This is a genomic window from Pseudomonas orientalis, from assembly GCF_022807995.1.
In the GTDB taxonomy this organism is placed as follows: Bacteria; Pseudomonadota; Gammaproteobacteria; order Pseudomonadales; family Pseudomonadaceae; genus Aquipseudomonas; species Aquipseudomonas orientalis_B.
Window position 1 is genome coordinate 3,990,701 of sequence record NZ_CP094351.1, and the last position, 17,744, is coordinate 4,008,444.

Below are 17,744 nucleotides of genomic sequence, written 5' to 3' on the forward strand. Positions count from 1 at the left end.
GGACGGCCCCGGCAAATAATTAGTCGCAGGGGTCGAGCGAGACGCGGTTCACACCTTACTCAAAGGCATAAGATTAGTTCGCCTTCTCATTTGACAATCATTATCATTCAGCATAATTTGTTGCCCGATGTGTAGGAGGCCTCAGCAAGGAAGCCCTCCCCTAACCTCTTTGCAACAAGGTGATTTCCATGACGGAACAAGTATCCACAGGCAGGTGCGACTCACCCCTTCTCCAGGCATTCGTCGACAATCGACTGATTTTGGTGAAGATCGCGGCGCGTATTACCGGCTGTCGTTCCCGTGCCGAGGATGTGGTGCAGGACGCCTACTTTCGGCTGCAATCGGCGCCGACCATCACCTCCTCGTTCAAGGCTCAACTGAGCTATCTGTTCCAGATCGTGCGCAACCTGGCGATCGATCACTACCGCAAGCAGGCCCTGGAACTCAAATATTCCGGGACCGAAGAGGAAGGCTTGAATGTGGTTATCCACGGCGCTTCACCGGAAACCTCCCACATCAACTTCAACACCCTGGAAAACATCGCCGACGCCCTGACCGAGCTGCCACAGCGCACACGCTACGCCTTCGAAATGTACCGACTGCACGGCGTGCCGCAGAAGGATATCGCCAAGGAACTCGGGGTCTCGCCGACACTGGTGAACTTCATGATTCGCGATGCACTGGTGCACTGCCGCAAAGTCTCGGGCAGCCACAGCGATACGTTTGCGCGCAGGGTTTGAACAAAACAGAAACCACTGTGGGAGGGGGCTTGCCCGCGATGAGGGGAGTGTCAGTAAACCCATCCGTTACTGATCCATCGCCATCGGGGGCAAGCCCCCTCCCACATTTGATCTTCGCCGCTTCGAGCATTTCGTTCGCTTAACTGACTGGCATGAGGACGCGTAACCACGATGCGAAGCGAGCCGCTCTTGCTCTTGATCTGGCTTTTGATCTTGATCTTAGGCGCCCCGTTAACCACGCTGGCCGAACGCAGGCTTGAATCCGTGGGTAACCCGGCAGGACGCCGGGTTAGCCGCACTGGGCCATGGATGGCCCATTGCGGCGGCCCACGGATTCAAGCCTGCGTTCGGGCACACCGAGCCTGGGCGAGGTGCCGAGTGGTGGGGCAAGAGCGTTTTGCTTACTTTTGCGCTTTTCAAAAGTGAGCCGCTGTAAAAGCGGAACCCATAGCAGCCGTTACCGCAGAAACGGATATGTACTCGGTCTGATCCAGCATCCTGGTCGGCCCAGAGGCCGCCATCGGGAGCAAACCCCCTCCCACATTTGATCGGCTGCGATTTCAGGGCAATGGCGTTATATCGATGCGATACGGTTCGAAAATCCTGAGCATCTGGCCGTTGTCGCGCAGGCGCTTGAGCAGCTCGGCAAAGACCGGCCCGGTGATCGGCGCCTTGGGCCGTAGCAACGCGTAATGGTGATAGACCTGATCAATGCGCTCCGACACCAGGAACTTGTCCGCCATGTCGGCGTTGCGCACCATGAAATCACTCAGGTACGAGCGGGTGACCAACGCGATATCGGCACGCCCGCGCGCGACCATCAGCAAGTTGCTGTCATGGGAATACGTCAAGGTGGCGTTGAAGTGCTCGGCCAGGTACTTGGGGTCGGCGTTGAACTGGGCAAAGGCGTAGTGATAACCGCTGAACACCGCCAGGCGCTTGCCGGCAAGGTCCGTGAAAAAGCTCTGGTCGCGACCGGGCTCACGCTCGGCGACGAAAATCTCGGCGTCCTCCAGCCCCATATCGACGCTGGTATGGGCAACGTTTGTCCAACCCCATGAGGGGTTTTCAAAGATCGCCATGTCGACCCGGCCCTGTTCGAAATCGCGAAAACGCCTGGGAATCGAGGTGGGCACCAGCACGAACTGATAGTCGCTCTGCACAGCGTTCAACGCTTCGACCAATTGCGGCAGCAAACCGGTATCGGCGCCTTGTTCAGGGCGCACGGTATACGGCGGAAAATGCGCCGCGCCGACCCTCACCAACTGCGCGGCGCCGGCTTGCGTCCACCCTGCGGTACCCAGTGCCAAAAATGTAAGTCCTGCAGCCAGTCGCCATGGCGAAAACATCTAGGCACACACCGTTGAATTCGATAATGGCGATAAGCTAGGCGTTTTTCCCGAGAGAGACAACGGTTGCCAGTAAATTGATGGCTTGCGCCTCAATCCGCCTTGAGTACCATCAGCAGGGCTTCTTCGGCCAGTTCTTCGAGTGTCAGGCTGCCCTGGGTGCGGACCCAGGTGGTGGTCCAGGACAACGCGCCGGTCAGGAAACGCCGGGTGATATACACGTCGCCCTTGATATAGCCGGCAGCCTTGGCTTCGCCCAGTACCTGCAGCCAGATATCCTCATACACGTCGCGCAAGGCCAATACCCGGGCCTGACCTTCGGCAGACAACGAACGCCATTCGTACACCAGCACCGCCATCGCCTCACCGCTGCCGCCCATGATCGACTGCAATTCGCAGCGGATCAGCGCGCGCACGCGCTCGCGCAAGGTGCCCGCCTGCTCCAGCGCAGCGCGCATCATCGCGGTGTTGTAGAGGATGGTTTCTTCCATCACCGCGCGCAGGATCTCGTCCTTGCTCTTGAAGTGGTGAAAGATGCTGCCCGACTGGATGCCCACCGCGCCGGCGAGGTCGCGCACAGTGGTGCGCTCAAAACCCTTGTTGCGAAACAGGTGAGCCGCAGTCTGCAGCAACTTGCCCCGGGCACTGTCGGGGTCGGTCAATTGACCACCGTCAATCATGGTGCGCATCACCCGCTGGGCTTGGTGGTCGTCCATGCTGCTTTCCCTTATGTCTACTATCGTCTTGGCGGGCAATTTAGGCCGTGGTCGCGAACCAAGCAAGCGCTTGGACAAAACTTGAGTGCAGGGTACAAACCAAACGCTTGCTTGGCAGCCTCGCAACCAGCCATTGCACAAGTGAATAGGCACCTGGGCGGAACTACACGGCCCGGCTACGCTCTATCCCCATCAGGACAGGAACAGTACGGGAACCTGCGCATGCCTCATTGGCTGATTATTGACCTTGAAGCCACAACGGATGATGGCGGCTGGCCCGTGACGGAGATGGAAGTCATCGAAATCGGCGCGAGCCTGGTCAATCGCCAGGGCCGTGAGCTGGATCACTTCCAGCGCTTCGTGCGGCCGCTGCGGCGGCCACTGCTGACGCCCTTTTGCCGAAAATTGACCCATATTACCCAAGCCAACATCGACGCGGCAGCGCCCATCACCGAGGTGTGGCCGCTGTTCGAACGCTGGCTGGGCCAGCATCAGCCGCGTCTGGAAGGCTGGGCCAGCTGGGGAGATTACGATCGCGTGCAACTTGAGCTGGAATGGCAACGCCATGGCCTGGCCAGTGCGCTCGGCCAGACGCCCCATGTCAACCTCAAGCAGCGCTTCGCCAAGGCCCGGCGCCTGGACAAGCCGCTCGGGCTCAATGGCGCGCTGCAATTGGCGGGGATGCAGTTCAATGGCCAGCAGCATCGAGCCCTGGAAGATGCGCGCAACACGGCGCGCCTGCTGCCGTTGATTTTGCCGGTCTAGGCAGTTCTGAAAGGCTTGGGCATACTGATCAACCTTTTGCCTTAATGCTGCCCACCTGTAGGAGCGAGCTTGCTCGCGAAGATCGCTGACGATAACGCAGCGCATCTGGTTTAACGGGGTGCTCTCAGGTTTTTCGCGAGCAAGCTCGCTCCTACAGTGGTTGGCGTAAGCTTTGACCCTTTTTCCGAGGATTCACCCATGTTCAAAGTCAACGAATACTTCGACGGCACCGTCAAGTCGATCGCTTTCGGCACCGCGGAAGGTCCGGCCACCATCGGCGTCATGGCCCCGGGTGAATACGAATTCGGCACTGACCAGCGTGAAATCATGCACGTGGTTTCCGGCGCCCTGGTCGTCAAACTGCCTGATGCGGAGTGGGAAACCTTCGCCGCCGGCAGCCAGTTCAACGTACCGGCCAACAGCAAGTTTCAGTTGAAGGTCGCGGTGGACACCGCTTACCTGTGCGAATACCGTGGCTGAACGCCAACCGGCGCAAAAAAACCCCGTCTCCTGCGAGACGGGCTTTTTTCATTCCAGCACCGTCACCGGCATGCCGACTTCCAATTGCCCGACCCCATCATTGACCAGGTTCTGGCCGAACATCGCACCCTGCTCGGTGCCGCGATAGGCCTGAAGCGTCGCAAATGGCTCGCGGTCCGTGCTGCGCTCGCCGGTCTGCGGGTCGATGGTGGTGAGGATGCAACGTGAACAGGGCTTGACCACGCGAAACTCCACCTCGCCGATGCGCAAGCGTTTCCAGCCATCCTCGGCGAAGGCCGCGGCGCCTTCGATGACCAGGTTGGGACGAAAGCGCAGCATTTCCATCGGCCGGCCGATATGGGTGCACAAATCGTCCAGGGAGGCCTGGCCGATCAGCAGCAAAGGGTAACCGTCGGCGAAGCCCACCTGATCGTCATCCTCGCCGAAACCATGCTGGGTGAAGCGTGCGCGGTCCACGGGCATATGCACCAGGCGTGTGGGTTTACCGATGAAGCCGCTGACCCAGGCCGCCGCGGCATTGCCTGCGTCCGGCACGCGCAGGGTGTCGTGCCAGATGGTCACACCACGCAACGCGTCGGCGCCGGGCAGTGCCACCTCCAACGTCCCATGGCCCGGCGAACTGAGGGTCAGGCCGCCCGCCGTGTTCCACAGCGCAGTCAACTGACTCATCTTCGCCACGGCGCGTTGTGTGAGGAATCGCCCGCTGGCTTCGTCCACCAGCATCCAGCGTCGATCCCCTTGCAGCCCGAGCTTGTCCAGGCCGATGTGCTGCAAGACCTCGGCCTTGCCGGATTTCAAGGGGTAACGGTACAACGCGCTGAGACGAAGCATGGCCTGCTTTCCTGGGAAACAAAGGGGCATACCCTAAAGTCAGGCGGGCACTTCGTCCAGCATCAGTCGTTCACGCACCACATCCACCAGCTTGTCGGGCTGGAACTTGGAGAGGAAATTGTCGCAGCCAACCTTCTTCACCATTGACTCGTTGAAGCTGCCCGACAGCGAAGTGTGCAGCACCACGTACAGGCCACGCAGGCGCGGGTCATTGCGGATTTCGGTGGTGAGGCGGTAGCCATCCATCTCGGGCATTTCAGCGTCGGTGAAGATCATCAGCAGCTTGTCGGTCATCACCTGGCCGCTGTCGGCCCAGGCCTTGAGCATATTCAGCGCTTTGAGGCCGTCGCTGGCGATGTGCATCTTCACGCCCAACTGGCCGAGGGTGTCACGCAATTGCGAGAGCGCCACGTTGGAGTCGTCCACCAGCAGCACTTCGCGGCCACGGGCGCGTTCCAGCACCGGATCTTCGAGCTTTTCGCGGGAGACCTTGGCGTTGTAGGGCACGATTTCCGCGAGGACTTTTTCCACGTCGATGATTTCCACCAACTGGTCATCGACCTTGCTGATGGCGGTCAGGTAGTGCTGGCGCCCGGCGCTGGCCGGCGGCGGCAGGATGGCTTCCCAGTTCATGTTGACGATGCGATCGACGCCACCCACCAGGAACGCCTGCACCGAGCGGTTGTACTCAGTGACGATGATGGTGCTGTTGGGCCCTGGCACCAACGGGCGCATGCCGATGGCCTGGGACAGGTCGATCACCGGCAGGGTCTGGCCTCGCAGGTTGACCACGCCACACACAAAGGGATGACGCTGGGGCATCAGGGTCAATTTGGGCAGTTGCAGCACTTCCTGCACTTTGAACACGTTGATCGCGAACAATTGCCGCCCGAACAAGCGGAACATGAGAATTTCCAGGCGATTCTCACCCACCAATTGCGTGCGTTGATCTACCGTGTCGAGAATGCCGGCCATTGAGAGCTCCTGGTGTGCACGTGGGTTTCGCGCTGTGGGTGCAATTCTGAGAGTGTTGTTCTGAGAGAGTGCAGTTCATATAGGCAAGTTATCGGCGCCAAACGCCAGACCTTGACCCCGCTAAAATGCCACGTAAATACATTGATGTCACACTGACATCATGGTTTACTGCACAACGCCTAATAAGGCCGTGTCACGGTCTTGCGCGACACCCGAATCCGCATGCGGTTCCACTGCATAGGGGATTCCCCTATGTGCAATCAGGCCCGACCTGATATTCGCAATATCTAATAGCCATTAATGTGACGCCATTCTCATTGCATGAATGGAGTCAGGCTTTTGTTTGCCATCCCAAGCCATAGGCCAGCGGGCCTTCCCGGCACTCACGTATCGGCAACTGAAGTCGTGTCATCCCGCTCAACTGGGGTAACGCACGACTTTCGTGGGCATTTCGATAAACGTCCTACGGGAATATCGGAAGCTGCCTACAAACCTAAATCCCTTTTCAGCGCTAGCTTTAAGCCATTCACCCGGTGCGATATCTCATCACCCGAGCTTGAGTTGCGGAGACATGCATGATGAATAGCGCGAACGAATGGCAAACGGCACTTCCCGAGTTTCTGCTGGAGGCCGAAAAGCTGCTGGTCAAGTCGCAAGAGTGCCTGAACCATCTGCATTTGATCCGCGATGACAGCGACGCCATCGACTGCATGAAAACCAGCCTGGCCAAGCTGGCTGAAAAGGCCGACAAGCTGGCGCTGCAGGCGATCAGTGATTTCTCGGGGCGCCTTCAAGCGCTCATTGCCAACGCCCGGAGCCCCATGCAATTGCATGACCAGGCATTGGATGCGTTGCATGACTGCCTGACGCTGCTGGCCTGGCAACTGGAGCTGATCGACACGCGCACCGGTGAACTGCCCCTGGACGAAAGTGAGCAGGCAGCACTGATCGCGACCGTGACCTTGCAGATTCCGCAAAAGGATTTCAGTCATGAACCGCAGCAACACTTGCATCACAGCACCTGAGCCTTATGCAGGTCGTATTTGATATACCGACTTGTCCAAAAACGACGACGATGGCGAAACAGGCGTTAATACCCATGAGCCATCAACGCAATATCGATACAAACCAACTTCAATAATACAACTTCTACTTTCCAACTCTGGGCATAACTCCCGGAGTATTTGCGCGGGCCATAAACCAAGCAGGCGACCAACGGTAACAGGGGTGGTACTATGCCCCGGTCAACGATTCAACTTCATCATGTGTAAGAACGAACCGGCAGCGTATTCCAAACAGAGCCCGGCCAACCGGTCTCCCCGCAGCGAACCCTCAGTGGCTTCATCCGTTATGTACGCCAATTTCAAGCCACTTTTCCCAAGGTCTGTGTCGCGCGGCACTGCACGTCGCATCATCCTCGCACTGTGCCTGTGCTCGTTGTCCGCCAGCGCGTGGGCGTACGTACATGCATCACCCTTGTCACTGTTGATCCTGCTGCTCAACCTGGCCACGCTGGCGGTGGTGGGCCTGCACCAATGGCGTTCGCGCAAGTCCATCAAGTTCCAGCCGCAGGAATTGGCCGACCGCCTGTTGCAGGTCCAGGAAAACGAACGCCATCGCCTCAGCCGCGAGCTGCACGACGACATCGGCCAACTGCTGACCGCCGCCAAGCTGCAAAGCGAATGGTTGCAGCGGCGCCTGCCACCAGAGCTGCAGGATCAATGCACGGCGTTGTGCAATACCCTCAACGAAACCCTGGCCAAGGTGCGCGACGTGTCCGCCATCCTCAACCCGCGCCAGTTGGCCAGCCTGGGCCTGGAAGCGAGCTTGCGCGCGCACCTGCTCAAGACCCTGGAAAACACCCAGGTCTGCTGGAGCCTGGAATGCCAGCAGCGCCTGGCCGGGATCCCTGAAGAAATGGCCGTGGCAGCGTTTCGTATCACCCAGGAAGCGGTGACCAACATGCTCCGTCACGCCCAGGCGCACAACCTGCTGGTGCGCCTGCAACGCCTGCCCGAAGGCCTGTCGCTGATGATCTGCGATGACGGCCTGGGTTTTTCCCCGGCCAGCGACCCAGGCCTCGAAGGCCAGCGCGGCATGGCCGGCATGTACGAGCGGCTGGAGCAACTGGGCGGCACCTTGTCCGTCAGCAGCCGGCCAGGCAAAGGCACGCGGATCGACGCATTGTTCCCCTGGGCGCCGCGCTCCCTCGAAAGGGCCTGCGCGCCTGAGGTTGCCCGGTGACCTGCAACCTGCTCCTGGTGGATGACCACGCGCTGATCCGCGCCGGCGTGCGTGCGCTGATCCTGGATATTCCCGGCTACAACGTGATCGGCGAAGCCAGCGATGGCGCGCAATTGCTTGAGCAGTTTCGCGCCCTGCAGCCGGATATCGTGCTGCTGGACCTGTCGATGAAGCACACCGGCGGCCTTGACGCCTTGCAGCAACTCAAGGGCGCCTACCCCAAGAGCAAAGTGCTGGTCCTGTCGATGCACACCGAGCCCGATTTGATCATGCGCGCGCTGGAGTCGGGCGCTCACGGTTACCTGCTCAAAGACATGACCGGCAACGAGTTGGAACACGCCCTGCGGGCCTTGCGCAACAACGAGCGCTACCTGAGCCCGGCCATCGCCCACACGGTGATCAACCAGGCGCTGATCCGCAGCCACGGCGCAAGCTGCCCCCCTCCCCATAGCCACAACCTGACGGCGCGGCAGTTGGAAATCCTGCGGTTGATCGTGCGCGGCAAATCCACCCGGGAAATCGCCCACGGGCTGGGGTTGAGCATCAAGACGGTGGAGGCGCATCGCTCACAGATCATGAAGCGCCTGCAGATTTTCGACGTGGCGGGCCTGGTGTTATTCGCGGTGCGCGAGCAGATCATCAGCCTGGACGACTAGGGGCGAACCCAGCGGCAAGTGCACGCGCAGGGCCTTGGGCAAGGCCTCGAAATGCAGGTCATCGCCTTCCAGCGGCTCGCCATCGAGGTTGATGTACAAGCCTTGCGCGCCCTTGATATTGACCCACGGCAGGCGGGCGCGCACGAACATGGTGTCCAGGCCCCAGCCGTTGCTCATCAATTCGCGCAGGGTGCCCACCACTTCCTGGGGCGCCGGCAGGATACTGATGTCCAGCAACCCGTCATCGGCCAGCGCACCGGGGCACAGTACGTGCCCGCCGCCGGCCTGGCGTCCATTGCCGATGCCCAGCGCGAGCAGCTCGCCCTTCCAGTGAAAATCCGGGCCCTCCAGCTCACCGTAGGCGGCCTTCAATTCACTGAAGCGCGACAATCCGGTGAACAGGTAGGCGGCACCGCCGAGGACTTTCTTCAGGTCTTCGGAGGTGTTGGCGGTGACCTGGCTGCCGAAACCGCCGGTGGCCATGTTCAGGAAGATCTGCCCGCCGACCTGGCCGAGGTCGATTGCCCTTGGCTCGACATCCAGCAACGCCAGGGCGCCGGCCGGCTCCAACGGCACGCCGGCGGCCTTGGCGAAGTCGTTGGCGGTGCCCAGGGGCATCAACACCAGGCTGGCGTCGGTGCCGGCCTGAGCCATGGCTTCGGCCACATCGCGCAAGGTGCCGTCGCCGCCGCCGGCGATGATATGGGTGCAGCCGTCGGCCAGTGCTTCGTTGACCAGGCGCTGAGCATCACCCCCTTCCCACGTCACCCGCACCGCCAACTCCCAACCCTGCTCACGACGGGCCAGCACGGCCGCACGCACGTCCTCGTTGAGGGCTTGCTTGCCGTGGAGGATCAACAGGGCTTTGGGGGTGGTCATTTGAGGGTATCTCCGGGGTCAAGGTGCTTGAAGGATGTTGACCCTTGGGGACGGGGAAAAGTCTGTGGCTCAAGAAAATTGATTGATGTACGGCAATCGACATGTGGGAGGGGCCCTGGTGCCTGTCAGTTAGGCTTTTTGTAGGAGCGAGCTTGCTCGCGAAAAACTCACAGGCGCCGCGTTCATTCAGGAAGCACGCGTTATCGTTGACGTTTTTCGCGAGCAAGCTCGCTCCTACAGAGGACGTTGTACGCTTAACTGAATAGCATCAGGGCTGGCCCCCTCCCACATTGAATCCAGCAAGCCGAATCAGCTCTTGTGCAACTTGCTCATCAACTGCGCCTCGGCCTGGGTCAGGCCGCAGGACTGGGTCAGCTCGTCCACCGTCGCGCCCATGCCTACCAGCTTGGCGGCCTGGGCGAACGACAGGTTCGAAGGATCGCGCTGTTCCAACTGCACCAACTTGTCCGGCAATGGCCCGAGAATCGCGCGCAGTTCATGCACCTCATCGCCGACCCGCACCACTGTCTGCTGGAAATGGTCGACGCGTTTGACCAGCTCCAGAATGCGCCGGTCACGCACCACATCGCGCTCGGCCTGTTGCAGGGCCAACTCGCGTTGCTGGCGCATGTAGCGCAGCAGGAATGCCAAGGTCCCGGCCCATAACAGGGCCAGGACAATCACCGCCGCCTCAAGGAACAATCAAATGCTCTCCAGTTCCGACCATTCTTCTTCGCTCATCATTTTGTCCAGCTCAACCAGAATCAACAGCTCGTTGTTCTTGTTGCACACGCCCTGGATGAACTTGGCGGATTCTTCGTTGCCCACGTTCGGCGCGGTTTCCACTTCCGACTGGCGCAGGTAGACCACTTCGGCGACGCTGTCGACCATGATCCCGACCACTTGCTTGTCGGCTTCGATGATGACGATGCGCGTGTTGTCGTTGACGTCGGTCGGCGCCAGGCCGAAGCGCTGACGGGTGTCGATCACCGTCACCACGTTGCCGCGCAGGTTGATGATGCCCAGCACGTAGCTCGGCGCACCCGGTACCGGGGCGATCTCTGTGTAGCGCAGCACTTCCTGCACGCGCATCACGTTAATGCCGTAGGACTCGTTGTCCAGTTTGAAGGTCACCCATTGCAGGATCGGATCATCCAAACCTTGTGCGGACGCTGACTTGTTCATCTTTCTGACCCCTCAAATGCCGTTATCGACGGCGTGTGTGCTAATGGGCCGCGCAACCGCACGACCTTTATTGTCCCATCAACTGCGTTTGTTCTGCGCCATCGTCTTGACCGCGCCACTGGCGATCAACTCGGCCAGTTCGGCGACGTCGAGCAATGCGCACATGTGTTCAATCACGGTGCCCGCCAACCACGGCCGTTGGCCACGGTGGCTGCGCCATTTGATTTCGTTCGGGTCCAGGCGCAACGAGCGGCTGACTTGATGCACCGCCAGCCCCCACTCGTAACCCTGCACGGAGATCACGTACTGCAGGCCCTGTTGAAAGTCGTCACGGTAACGGTCGGGCATCACCCAGCGCGCTGTGTCCAGCACCTTGAGGTTGCCGGCCTGGCTGGGCAGGATGCCGAGAAACCACTCCGGCTGCCCGAACAGTGGCGTCAGCTCCTGGCCTTCCAGGGAGTAGATCGAGCCCAGGCACACCAGCGGCACCGCCAGGGTCAAGCCGGCGACATCGAACAGCAGGCACTCGAACGGCTCCGCGGCCCACGACGGTCGACCATCACCGGTCACCGGGGGTGGCGTGATGCTCGGCGGCAGGTGCACTTGCACGATCGGTTCGACCACCACCGGCGCTAGCACCTCAGGCGTGATCGGCACCACCACGGGCACCGCCTCGACCAGGGCGTCACGGGCCTGCTCCTCGAGTACCGCCAACTGGAACTCATCCAGCGCAGCTTCAGCCTCGACGACCGGCTCCGGTACCAGGATCGGTTCCGGCAGTTCCTCGGCGGTCGCGTCTTGCAGCAAGGCATCCAGGTAGGATTCCAGTGCCAGTTGCGGCCGTGTCTTGAATTGAACGGGACGGTTCATCACGCCACCTGCGCTACAAGCTGCTGGGACAGCAGGTGCTTGAGCAACGCCCGGTACGCCAGTACGCCACGGCTCTTGCCGTCGAACTGCGACGGCGTAAGCCCCGCGCGGCTGGCGTCGCGCAGGCGCGTGTCCACCGGGATGTAGCCATTCCAGATGCTGTCCGGGTAGCCATCGCGCAGCACGCGCAGGGTACCGAGGGACGCCTGGGTACGCCGGTCGAACAAGGTCGGCACGATGCTGTACGGCAGCGCCTGTTTGCGCGAACGGTTGATCATCGCCAGGGTGCTGACCATGCGCTCCAGGCCTTTGACGGCCAGGTGCTCGGTCTGTACCGGGATCACCAGTTGCTGGCTGGCCGCCAGGGCATTGACCATCAGCACGCCAAGCAACGGCGGGCTGTCGATGATCGCGTAGTCGAAGTCCTGCCACAGTTGCGCCAGGGTCTTGGCGATCACCAGGCCCAGGCCGCTCTGGCCCGGCGACTGGCGCTCAAGGGTGGCCAGGGCGGTGCTGGACGGCAACAGCGAAATACTGTCATTGCTGGTGGGCAGCAGCAGTTGCCCAGGCAAGTCGCTTGGCACGCTGCCCTTGTGCAGGAACAGGTCGTAGCAACTGTGTTCCAGCGCATCGGGATCGTAGCCGAAATAGCTGGTCATGGAGCCGTGGGGGTCGAGGTCGACCACGACCACACGCTTGCCCGCCTCGGCCAGCAACCCGGCTAAAGCGATGGAAGTGGTGGTCTTGCCGACTCCACCCTTTTGATTGGCAACTGCCCAGACTCTCATTCGGTTGATTCCTCCCGGCGGGCACAGGCGCGACCGAGACATTGCATGGGTTATTGAGCCGGTGACGGAGAATTGACGGAGCTTGTCCGCACCGGCGACTTTGCAGGGGCCGGTGCAGTTTGTGTGCCAGCACGCCTCAATGCCGCATCCGGTGTTGCATTCGCCGTGCCGGTGCCGGTCAGGCTGCGGCGTACATCCAGGTTACGTGACACCACCAGCACCACGCGCCGGTTGCGCCCGCGGCCTTCGACCGTGGCGTTATTGGCCACTGGCTGGAATTCACCGTAGCCCACCGACGCCAGGCGCTGGGGATTGACTCCCTGCATGGCGAGCATACGCACGATACTCGCCGCGCGCGCCGAGGACAGTTCCCAGTTGGTCGGGTACTGCGCGGTACTGATCGGCAGGTTGTCGGTGAAGCCTTCGACGTGGATCGGGTTTTCAAACGGCCTGAGGATCGCCGCCACCTTGTCGATGATGGTGAAAGCCTGGTCGCTTGGCAGCGCATCGGCGCTGGCAAACAACAGGCTGGAATTCAGCTCGATCTCCACCCACAGCTCATTGCCGCGCACGGTCATCTGGTTGGACTTGATCAGGTCACCGAACGCGGCGCTGATATCGTCGGCGATGCTTTTGAGCGGGTCGCTGGTACCGCCGATACCGGCGGCGGTTTCATCGCTGTCGTTGACCAGTGGCTTGGCCGGGGTCACCGTCCTGGGCCGCTCCTCACCAATGGGAATCGGCTTGAGCGCGCGCTCGGAATCGTTGAACACCCCGACCAGCGCCTGGGAAATGATCTTGTACTTGCCTTCGTTGATCGACGAGATCGAGTACATCACCACGAAAAATGCAAACAGCAGGGTGATGAAGTCCGCGTAGGACACCAGCCAGCGTTCATGGTTGACGTGTTCTTCAGGCTCGCGACGGCGACGGCTCACAGGCACTCCTCCCCACCAACCGACCCAACTGTAGGAGCGAGCTTGCTCGCGAAAAACCCGAGAGCAACGCGTTTATCCAGGATACCCGCGTTATCGTTGACGATTTTCGCGAGCAAGCTCGCTCCTACAGGGAAGCAGAGGTTCATACCCATCAATCCGAGAAGCCCTGGAGCTTCAGTTCGATGGAGCGCGGGTTTTCGCCCTCGGCGATCGACAGAATGCCTTCGAGCAGCATTTCGCGGTAGCGGGACTGGCGCATGGCAATCGACTTGAGCTTGCTCGCCACCGGCAGCAGCACCAGGTTGGCACTGGCCACGCCATAAATCGTCGCAACGAATGCCACGGCAATACCGCTGCCCAGTTGCGAAGGGTCGGCCAGGTTGCCCATCACGTGGATCAGGCCCATCACCGCACCGATGATGCCGATGGTCGGCGCGTAGCCGCCCATGCTTTCAAACACCTTGGCCGCATTGATGTCACGGCTTTCCTGGGTGTAGAAATCCACCTCGAGGATGCTGCGGATCGCCTCCGGTTCGGCGCCGTCCACCAGCAGCTGCAGGCCTTTGCGCGCGTAGCTGTCAGGCTCGGCATCGGCCACGCCTTCCAGGCCCAGCAAGCCTTCCTTGCGGGCGGTAAGGCTCCAGTTGACCACGCGGTCGATGCCGCCTGGCATGTCGACCCGCGGCGGAAAAATGATCCAGACCAGGATCTGCATGGCGCGCTTGAACGAGCTCAGCGGCGACTGCAGCAACGCTGCGCCCACGGTGCCGCCGATCACGATCAGCGCCGCCGGGCCGTTGGCCAGGGCGCCGAGGTGGCCGCCTTCCAGGTAGTTGCCGCCGATGATGGCGACAAACGCCAGGGTGATGCCGATCAGACTCAAGACATCCATCAGAGGCAGGCCTCCACCAGATGCTTGCCGATGTCGTCCAGGCTGTAGACCGCATCGGCCAGGTCGGCCTTGACGATGGCCATGGGCATGCCATAGATCACGCAGCTGGCTTCGTCCTGGGCCCAGATGGCGCTGCCGCCTTGCTTGAGCAGGCGCGCGCCTTCACGACCATCGGCGCCCATGCCGGTGAGCACCACCGCCAGAACTTTGTCGCCGTAGGACTTGGCCGCCGAACCGAAGGTGATGTCCACGCACGGCTTGTAGTTGAGGCGTTCATCGCCCGGCAGGATTTTGATCGCGCCACGGCCGTCCACCATCATCTGCTTGCCACCCGGCGCCAGCAGCGCCAGGCCAGGGCGCAGGATGTCACCGTCCTCGGCTTCCTTGACGCTGATGCGGCACAGCTTGTCCAGGCGCTCGGCGAAGGCCTTGGTGAACGCGGCGGGCATGTGCTGGATCAACACGATCGGCGCCGGGAAGTTGGCCGGCAGTTGGGTCAAAACGCGCTGCAGGGCCACCGGGCCGCCAGTGGATGTGCCGATGGCGACCAGCTTGTAGGCCTTGCGCTTGGGCGCGGGCGAATGGGCGCTCGGTGCCGCAGCACGACTGGGCGCTGGCGGCGCGTGACGCGCTGGCGGTACGGGCGCAGGCGCAGGGCGGCTGAACGACGACGCCGGTGCCGCTGCGGGGACGGGAGCAGGCGCCGGCGCAGCAGCAGGCGCGCTGAACAGACTGCGCCGGTTACTGCGCGAAATGCTGTGCACTTTCTCGCACAGCATCTGCTTGACCTTCTCGGGATTGCGCGAGATGTCTTCGAAATTCTTCGGCAGGAAGTCCACCGCGCCGGCATCCAGCGCATCCAGGGTCACCCGGGCGCCTTCATGAGTCAGCGAGGAGAACATCAACACCGGTGTCGGGCAACGTTGCATGATATGACGCACGGCCGTGATGCCATCCATCATCGGCATTTCATAGTCCATGGTGATCACGTCCGGCTTCAACGCAATGGCTTGATCGATCGCCTCTTTGCCGTTGGTGGCCGTGCCGACTACCTGGATCGTTGGATCGGCGGAAAGAATCTCCGAGACGCGGCGGCGGAAGAAACCCGAATCGTCCACCACCAGGACCTTGACTGCCATAAACACTCCGTTAGACGGGGCGGGCACTGGTGCCCTGCCCCGCCAGAATCAAATACGCCGTGCGGCGTAACGCTTGAGCATGCTCGGAACATCGAGAATCAGCGCAATGCGGCCGTCACCGGTGATGGTGGCACCCGACATGCCCGGGGTGCCCTGCAGCATCTTGCCCAAAGGCTTGATCACCACTTCTTCCTGGCCCACCAGTTGATCGACCACAAAACCGATGCGCTGGGTGCCCACCGAGAGAATCACCACATGGCCTTCGCGCTGCTCTTCATGCTTGGCCGACGCCACCAGCCAGCGCTTGAGGTAGAACAGCGGCAAGGCCTTGTCACGCACGATCACCACTTCCTGGCCGTCCACCACATTGGTGCGCGACAGGTCGAGGTGGAAGATTTCGTTGACGTTGACCAGCGGGAAGGCGAACGCCTGGTTGCCCAGCATCACCATCAGGGTCGGCATGATCGCCAGGGTCAACGGCACCTTGATGACGATCTTGGAGCCCTGGCCCTTGGTCGAGTAGATATTGATCGAGCCGTTGAGCTGGCTGATCTTGGTCTTCACCACGTCCATGCCGACGCCACGGCCGGACACGTCGGAGATCTCGGTCTTGGTCGAGAAACCCGGCGCGAAGATCAGGTTGTAGCACTCGGTGTCGGTCAGGCGGTCGGCGGCGTCCTTGTCCATCACGCCGCGCTTGACCGCGATATTGCGCAAGATGGTCGGGTCCATGCCTTTGCCGTCATCGGTGATCGACAGCAGGATGTGGTCGCCCTCCTGCTCCGCCGCCAGGATCACCTTGCCATTGCGCGGCTTGCCCGAGGCTTCGCGTTCTTCCGGGGTTTCCACGCCGTGGTCGACGGCGTTGCGCACCAAGTGGACCAGCGGGTCGGCCAGGGCCTCGACGAGGTTTTTGTCGAGGTCGGTTTCTTCGCCCACCAGTTCCAGGGTGATTTCTTTCTTGAGCTGGCGCGCCAGGTCGCGAACCAGGCGGGGGAAGCGGCCGAAGACTTTCTTGATCGGCTGCATCCGCGTTTTCATCACGGCGGTCTGCAGATCGGCGGTGACCACGTCCAGGTTCGACACGGCCTTCTGCATGGCTTCGTCGCCACTGTTCAGGCCCAGGCGTACCAGGCGGTTACGCACCAGTACCAGTTCGCCGACCATGTTCATGATGTCGTCCAGGCGCGCGGTGTCCACGCGCACGGTGGTTTCGGCTTCACTGGCAGGTTTGTCGGCGACCGGCGCTGGTGCAGCACGCGCCGGGGCTGGCGCCGCAGCCGCTGCAGGCGCGGGTTTGGCGGCCGGCGCCGCAGCTTTGGCGGCAACCGGTGCGGGCGTAGCGACCGCTGCAGCCGCGGGAGCGGCGGCCGGGGCCACTTCGGTGAACTTGCCTTTGCCGTGCAGCTCGTCGAGCAACGCTTCGAATTCGTTGTCGGAGATCAGCCCGTCGCCGGCCGGTTCAGCCGGTTCAGCCTTGGCGGCCGGAGCGGCTGGCGCAGTGGCGGTGGCCGCGACTTGCGGCAAGGCTTCGGCGACAAACGTGCCTTTGCCATGCAATTGGTCGAGCAATGCCTCGAATTCGTCGTCGGTAATATCGGTACCGGCACTGGCGGCCGGCGCCGCAGGCGGTGCCGCCGGCGCCACGGCATCGGCCGCAAACTGGCCTTTGCCATGCAACTGGTCGAGCAGGGATTCGAATTCCGCGTCGGTAATGTCTTCGCTGGTCGGCGTGGCGGCCGGCGCCGTTGCAGCCGGTGCTTCGGCCTCGGCCTTGACCGCATTGAGCGAGTCGAGCAGCTGCTCGAACTCGCTGTCGGTCACATCCGCCTCGGCCTCCACCACCGGCTCAGGCGCTGCTTGCACCGCAGGCGCTTCGGCAGCCGGTTCAGCCAGGCGCGCCAGGGCGGCCAGCAGTTCCGGAGTGGCGGCAGTGATCGGTGCACGTTCGCGCACTTCGCTGAACATGCCGTTGACGGCATCCAGTGCTTCGAGAATCACGTCCATCAATTCCGAGTCAACCTGACGCTCACCCTTGCGCAGGATGTCGAACACGTTCTCGGCGATGTGGCAGCACTCCACCAGCTCATGGAGCTGGAGGAAGCCGGCGCCCCCTTTTACAGTGTGAAAACCGCGAAAAATTGCATTGAGCAGGTTCGCATCATCCGGGCGGCTTTCCAGCTCGACCAGTTGTTCGGACAGTTGCTCTAAAATTTCGCCGGCCTCTACAAGGAAATCCTGAAGGATTTCTTCATCGGCGCCGAAGCTCATGTGGG

General features: G+C 61.5%; 19 protein-coding genes. 6 read left to right on the forward strand and 13 right to left on the reverse strand.

The annotated features are described in order from the left end of the window. Positions 1-188 precede the first annotated feature (188 nt). Positions 189-740, forward strand: a complete 552-nt coding sequence (locus tag MRY17_RS17655; protein ID WP_005789991.1) for an RNA polymerase factor sigma-70 — start codon at positions 189-191, stop codon at positions 738-740. A 560-nt stretch (positions 741-1,300) separates the two neighbouring features. Here the strand turns inward: MRY17_RS17655 and MRY17_RS17660 are convergent. Beyond that, a complete protein-coding gene (locus MRY17_RS17660) occupies positions 1,301-2,089 on the reverse strand; it encodes a substrate-binding periplasmic protein (RefSeq protein ID WP_181282749.1) in 789 nt (262 codons plus the stop codon). 92 nt (positions 2,090-2,181) lie between these two features. Continuing rightward, positions 2,182-2,805, reverse strand: coding sequence for a TetR/AcrR family transcriptional regulator (locus MRY17_RS17665; RefSeq protein WP_243352602.1), 624 nt, complete (start codon positions 2,803-2,805; stop codon positions 2,182-2,184). Between the two features lie 222 nt (positions 2,806-3,027). Here MRY17_RS17665 and MRY17_RS17670 point away from each other — a divergent pair, with 222 nt between their 5' ends. Both MRY17_RS17670 and MRY17_RS17675 read left to right on the forward strand, forming a co-directional pair. Continuing rightward, positions 3,028-3,570: an exonuclease domain-containing protein gene (locus MRY17_RS17670; protein ID WP_243352603.1), complete on the forward strand. Its 543-nt coding sequence runs from the start codon at positions 3,028-3,030 to the stop codon at positions 3,568-3,570. Between the two features lie 198 nt (positions 3,571-3,768). Further along, positions 3,769-4,050: a pyrimidine/purine nucleoside phosphorylase gene (locus tag MRY17_RS17675; protein ID WP_181282746.1), complete on the forward strand. Its 282-nt coding sequence runs from the start codon at positions 3,769-3,771 to the stop codon at positions 4,048-4,050. Between the two features lie 48 nt (positions 4,051-4,098). Here the strand turns inward: MRY17_RS17675 and MRY17_RS17680 are convergent, their stop codons facing one another. Continuing rightward, complete coding sequence (locus tag MRY17_RS17680; protein ID WP_243352604.1) at positions 4,099-4,902, reverse strand: MOSC domain-containing protein; 804 nt, start codon at positions 4,900-4,902, stop codon at positions 4,099-4,101. Positions 4,903-4,941: 39 nt separating this feature from the next. Continuing rightward, positions 4,942-5,877, reverse strand: coding sequence for a chemotaxis protein CheV (locus MRY17_RS17685; RefSeq protein WP_065888359.1), 936 nt, complete (start codon positions 5,875-5,877; stop codon positions 4,942-4,944). Positions 5,878-6,452: 575 nt separating this feature from the next. Between MRY17_RS17685 and MRY17_RS17690 the strand changes: the two genes are divergently transcribed. The 3 genes from MRY17_RS17690 (at position 6,453) to MRY17_RS17700 (ending at position 8,777) form a co-directional block, all read left to right on the forward strand. Then, positions 6,453-6,902: a hypothetical protein gene (locus MRY17_RS17690; protein WP_181282744.1), complete on the forward strand. Its 450-nt coding sequence runs from the start codon at positions 6,453-6,455 to the stop codon at positions 6,900-6,902. Between the two features lie 325 nt (positions 6,903-7,227). Further along, positions 7,228-8,121 carry a sensor histidine kinase gene (locus MRY17_RS17695; RefSeq protein WP_181282750.1) on the forward strand — a complete coding sequence of 298 codons (894 nt, stop codon included), beginning with the start codon at positions 7,228-7,230 and terminating at the stop codon, positions 8,119-8,121. Beyond that, positions 8,118-8,777: a response regulator transcription factor gene (locus MRY17_RS17700; protein WP_243352605.1), complete on the forward strand. Its 660-nt coding sequence runs from the start codon at positions 8,118-8,120 to the stop codon at positions 8,775-8,777. Before MRY17_RS17695 ends, MRY17_RS17700 begins: the two co-directional genes overlap by 4 nt. On the opposite strand, the gene yegS is transcribed toward MRY17_RS17700, so the two are convergent. From yegS to MRY17_RS17745, 9 genes are all read right to left on the reverse strand, one after another. Next, on the reverse strand, positions 8,736-9,656 hold the full coding sequence (gene yegS, locus MRY17_RS17705) for a lipid kinase YegS (RefSeq protein WP_191952121.1): 921 nt from the start codon (positions 9,654-9,656) through the stop codon (positions 8,736-8,738). The genes MRY17_RS17700 and yegS overlap by 42 nt on opposite strands. Before the next feature lie 309 nt (positions 9,657-9,965). Further along, entirely contained in the window at positions 9,966-10,358 is a 393-nt protein-coding gene (locus tag MRY17_RS17710) for a DUF2802 domain-containing protein (RefSeq protein WP_057721369.1), read from the reverse strand. After that, positions 10,359-10,841 carry a chemotaxis protein CheW gene (locus MRY17_RS17715; RefSeq protein WP_057721368.1) on the reverse strand — a complete coding sequence of 161 codons (483 nt, stop codon included), beginning with the start codon at positions 10,839-10,841 and terminating at the stop codon, positions 10,359-10,361. Positions 10,842-10,919: 78 nt separating this feature from the next. Further along, positions 10,920-11,711, reverse strand: a complete 792-nt coding sequence (locus MRY17_RS17720; RefSeq protein WP_181282804.1) for a CheW domain-containing protein — start codon at positions 11,709-11,711, stop codon at positions 10,920-10,922. Continuing rightward, on the reverse strand, positions 11,711-12,499 hold the full coding sequence (locus MRY17_RS17725; RefSeq protein ID WP_057721366.1) for a ParA family protein: 789 nt from the start codon (positions 12,497-12,499) through the stop codon (positions 11,711-11,713). Before MRY17_RS17725 ends, MRY17_RS17720 begins: the two co-directional genes overlap by 1 nt. A gap of 50 nt (positions 12,500-12,549) precedes the next feature. Continuing rightward, a complete protein-coding gene (gene motD / locus MRY17_RS17730) occupies positions 12,550-13,437 on the reverse strand; it encodes a flagellar motor protein MotD (protein WP_243352606.1) in 888 nt (295 codons plus the stop codon). 151 nt (positions 13,438-13,588) lie between these two features. Further along, positions 13,589-14,329, reverse strand: a complete 741-nt coding sequence (locus MRY17_RS17735) for a flagellar motor protein (protein WP_057721364.1) — start codon at positions 14,327-14,329, stop codon at positions 13,589-13,591. Next, entirely contained in the window at positions 14,329-15,468 is a 1,140-nt protein-coding gene (locus tag MRY17_RS17740; RefSeq protein ID WP_191952123.1) for a protein-glutamate methylesterase/protein-glutamine glutaminase, read from the reverse strand. The genes MRY17_RS17735 and MRY17_RS17740 overlap by 1 nt, the downstream gene beginning before the upstream one ends. A 48-nt stretch (positions 15,469-15,516) precedes the next feature. Further along, the gene (locus tag MRY17_RS17745; RefSeq protein WP_243352607.1) at positions 15,517-17,739 is read right to left on the reverse strand and encodes a chemotaxis protein CheA; all 2,223 of its coding nucleotides are present in this window, start codon (positions 17,737-17,739) and stop codon (positions 15,517-15,519) included. Between the last annotated feature and the right edge of the window lie 5 nt (positions 17,740-17,744).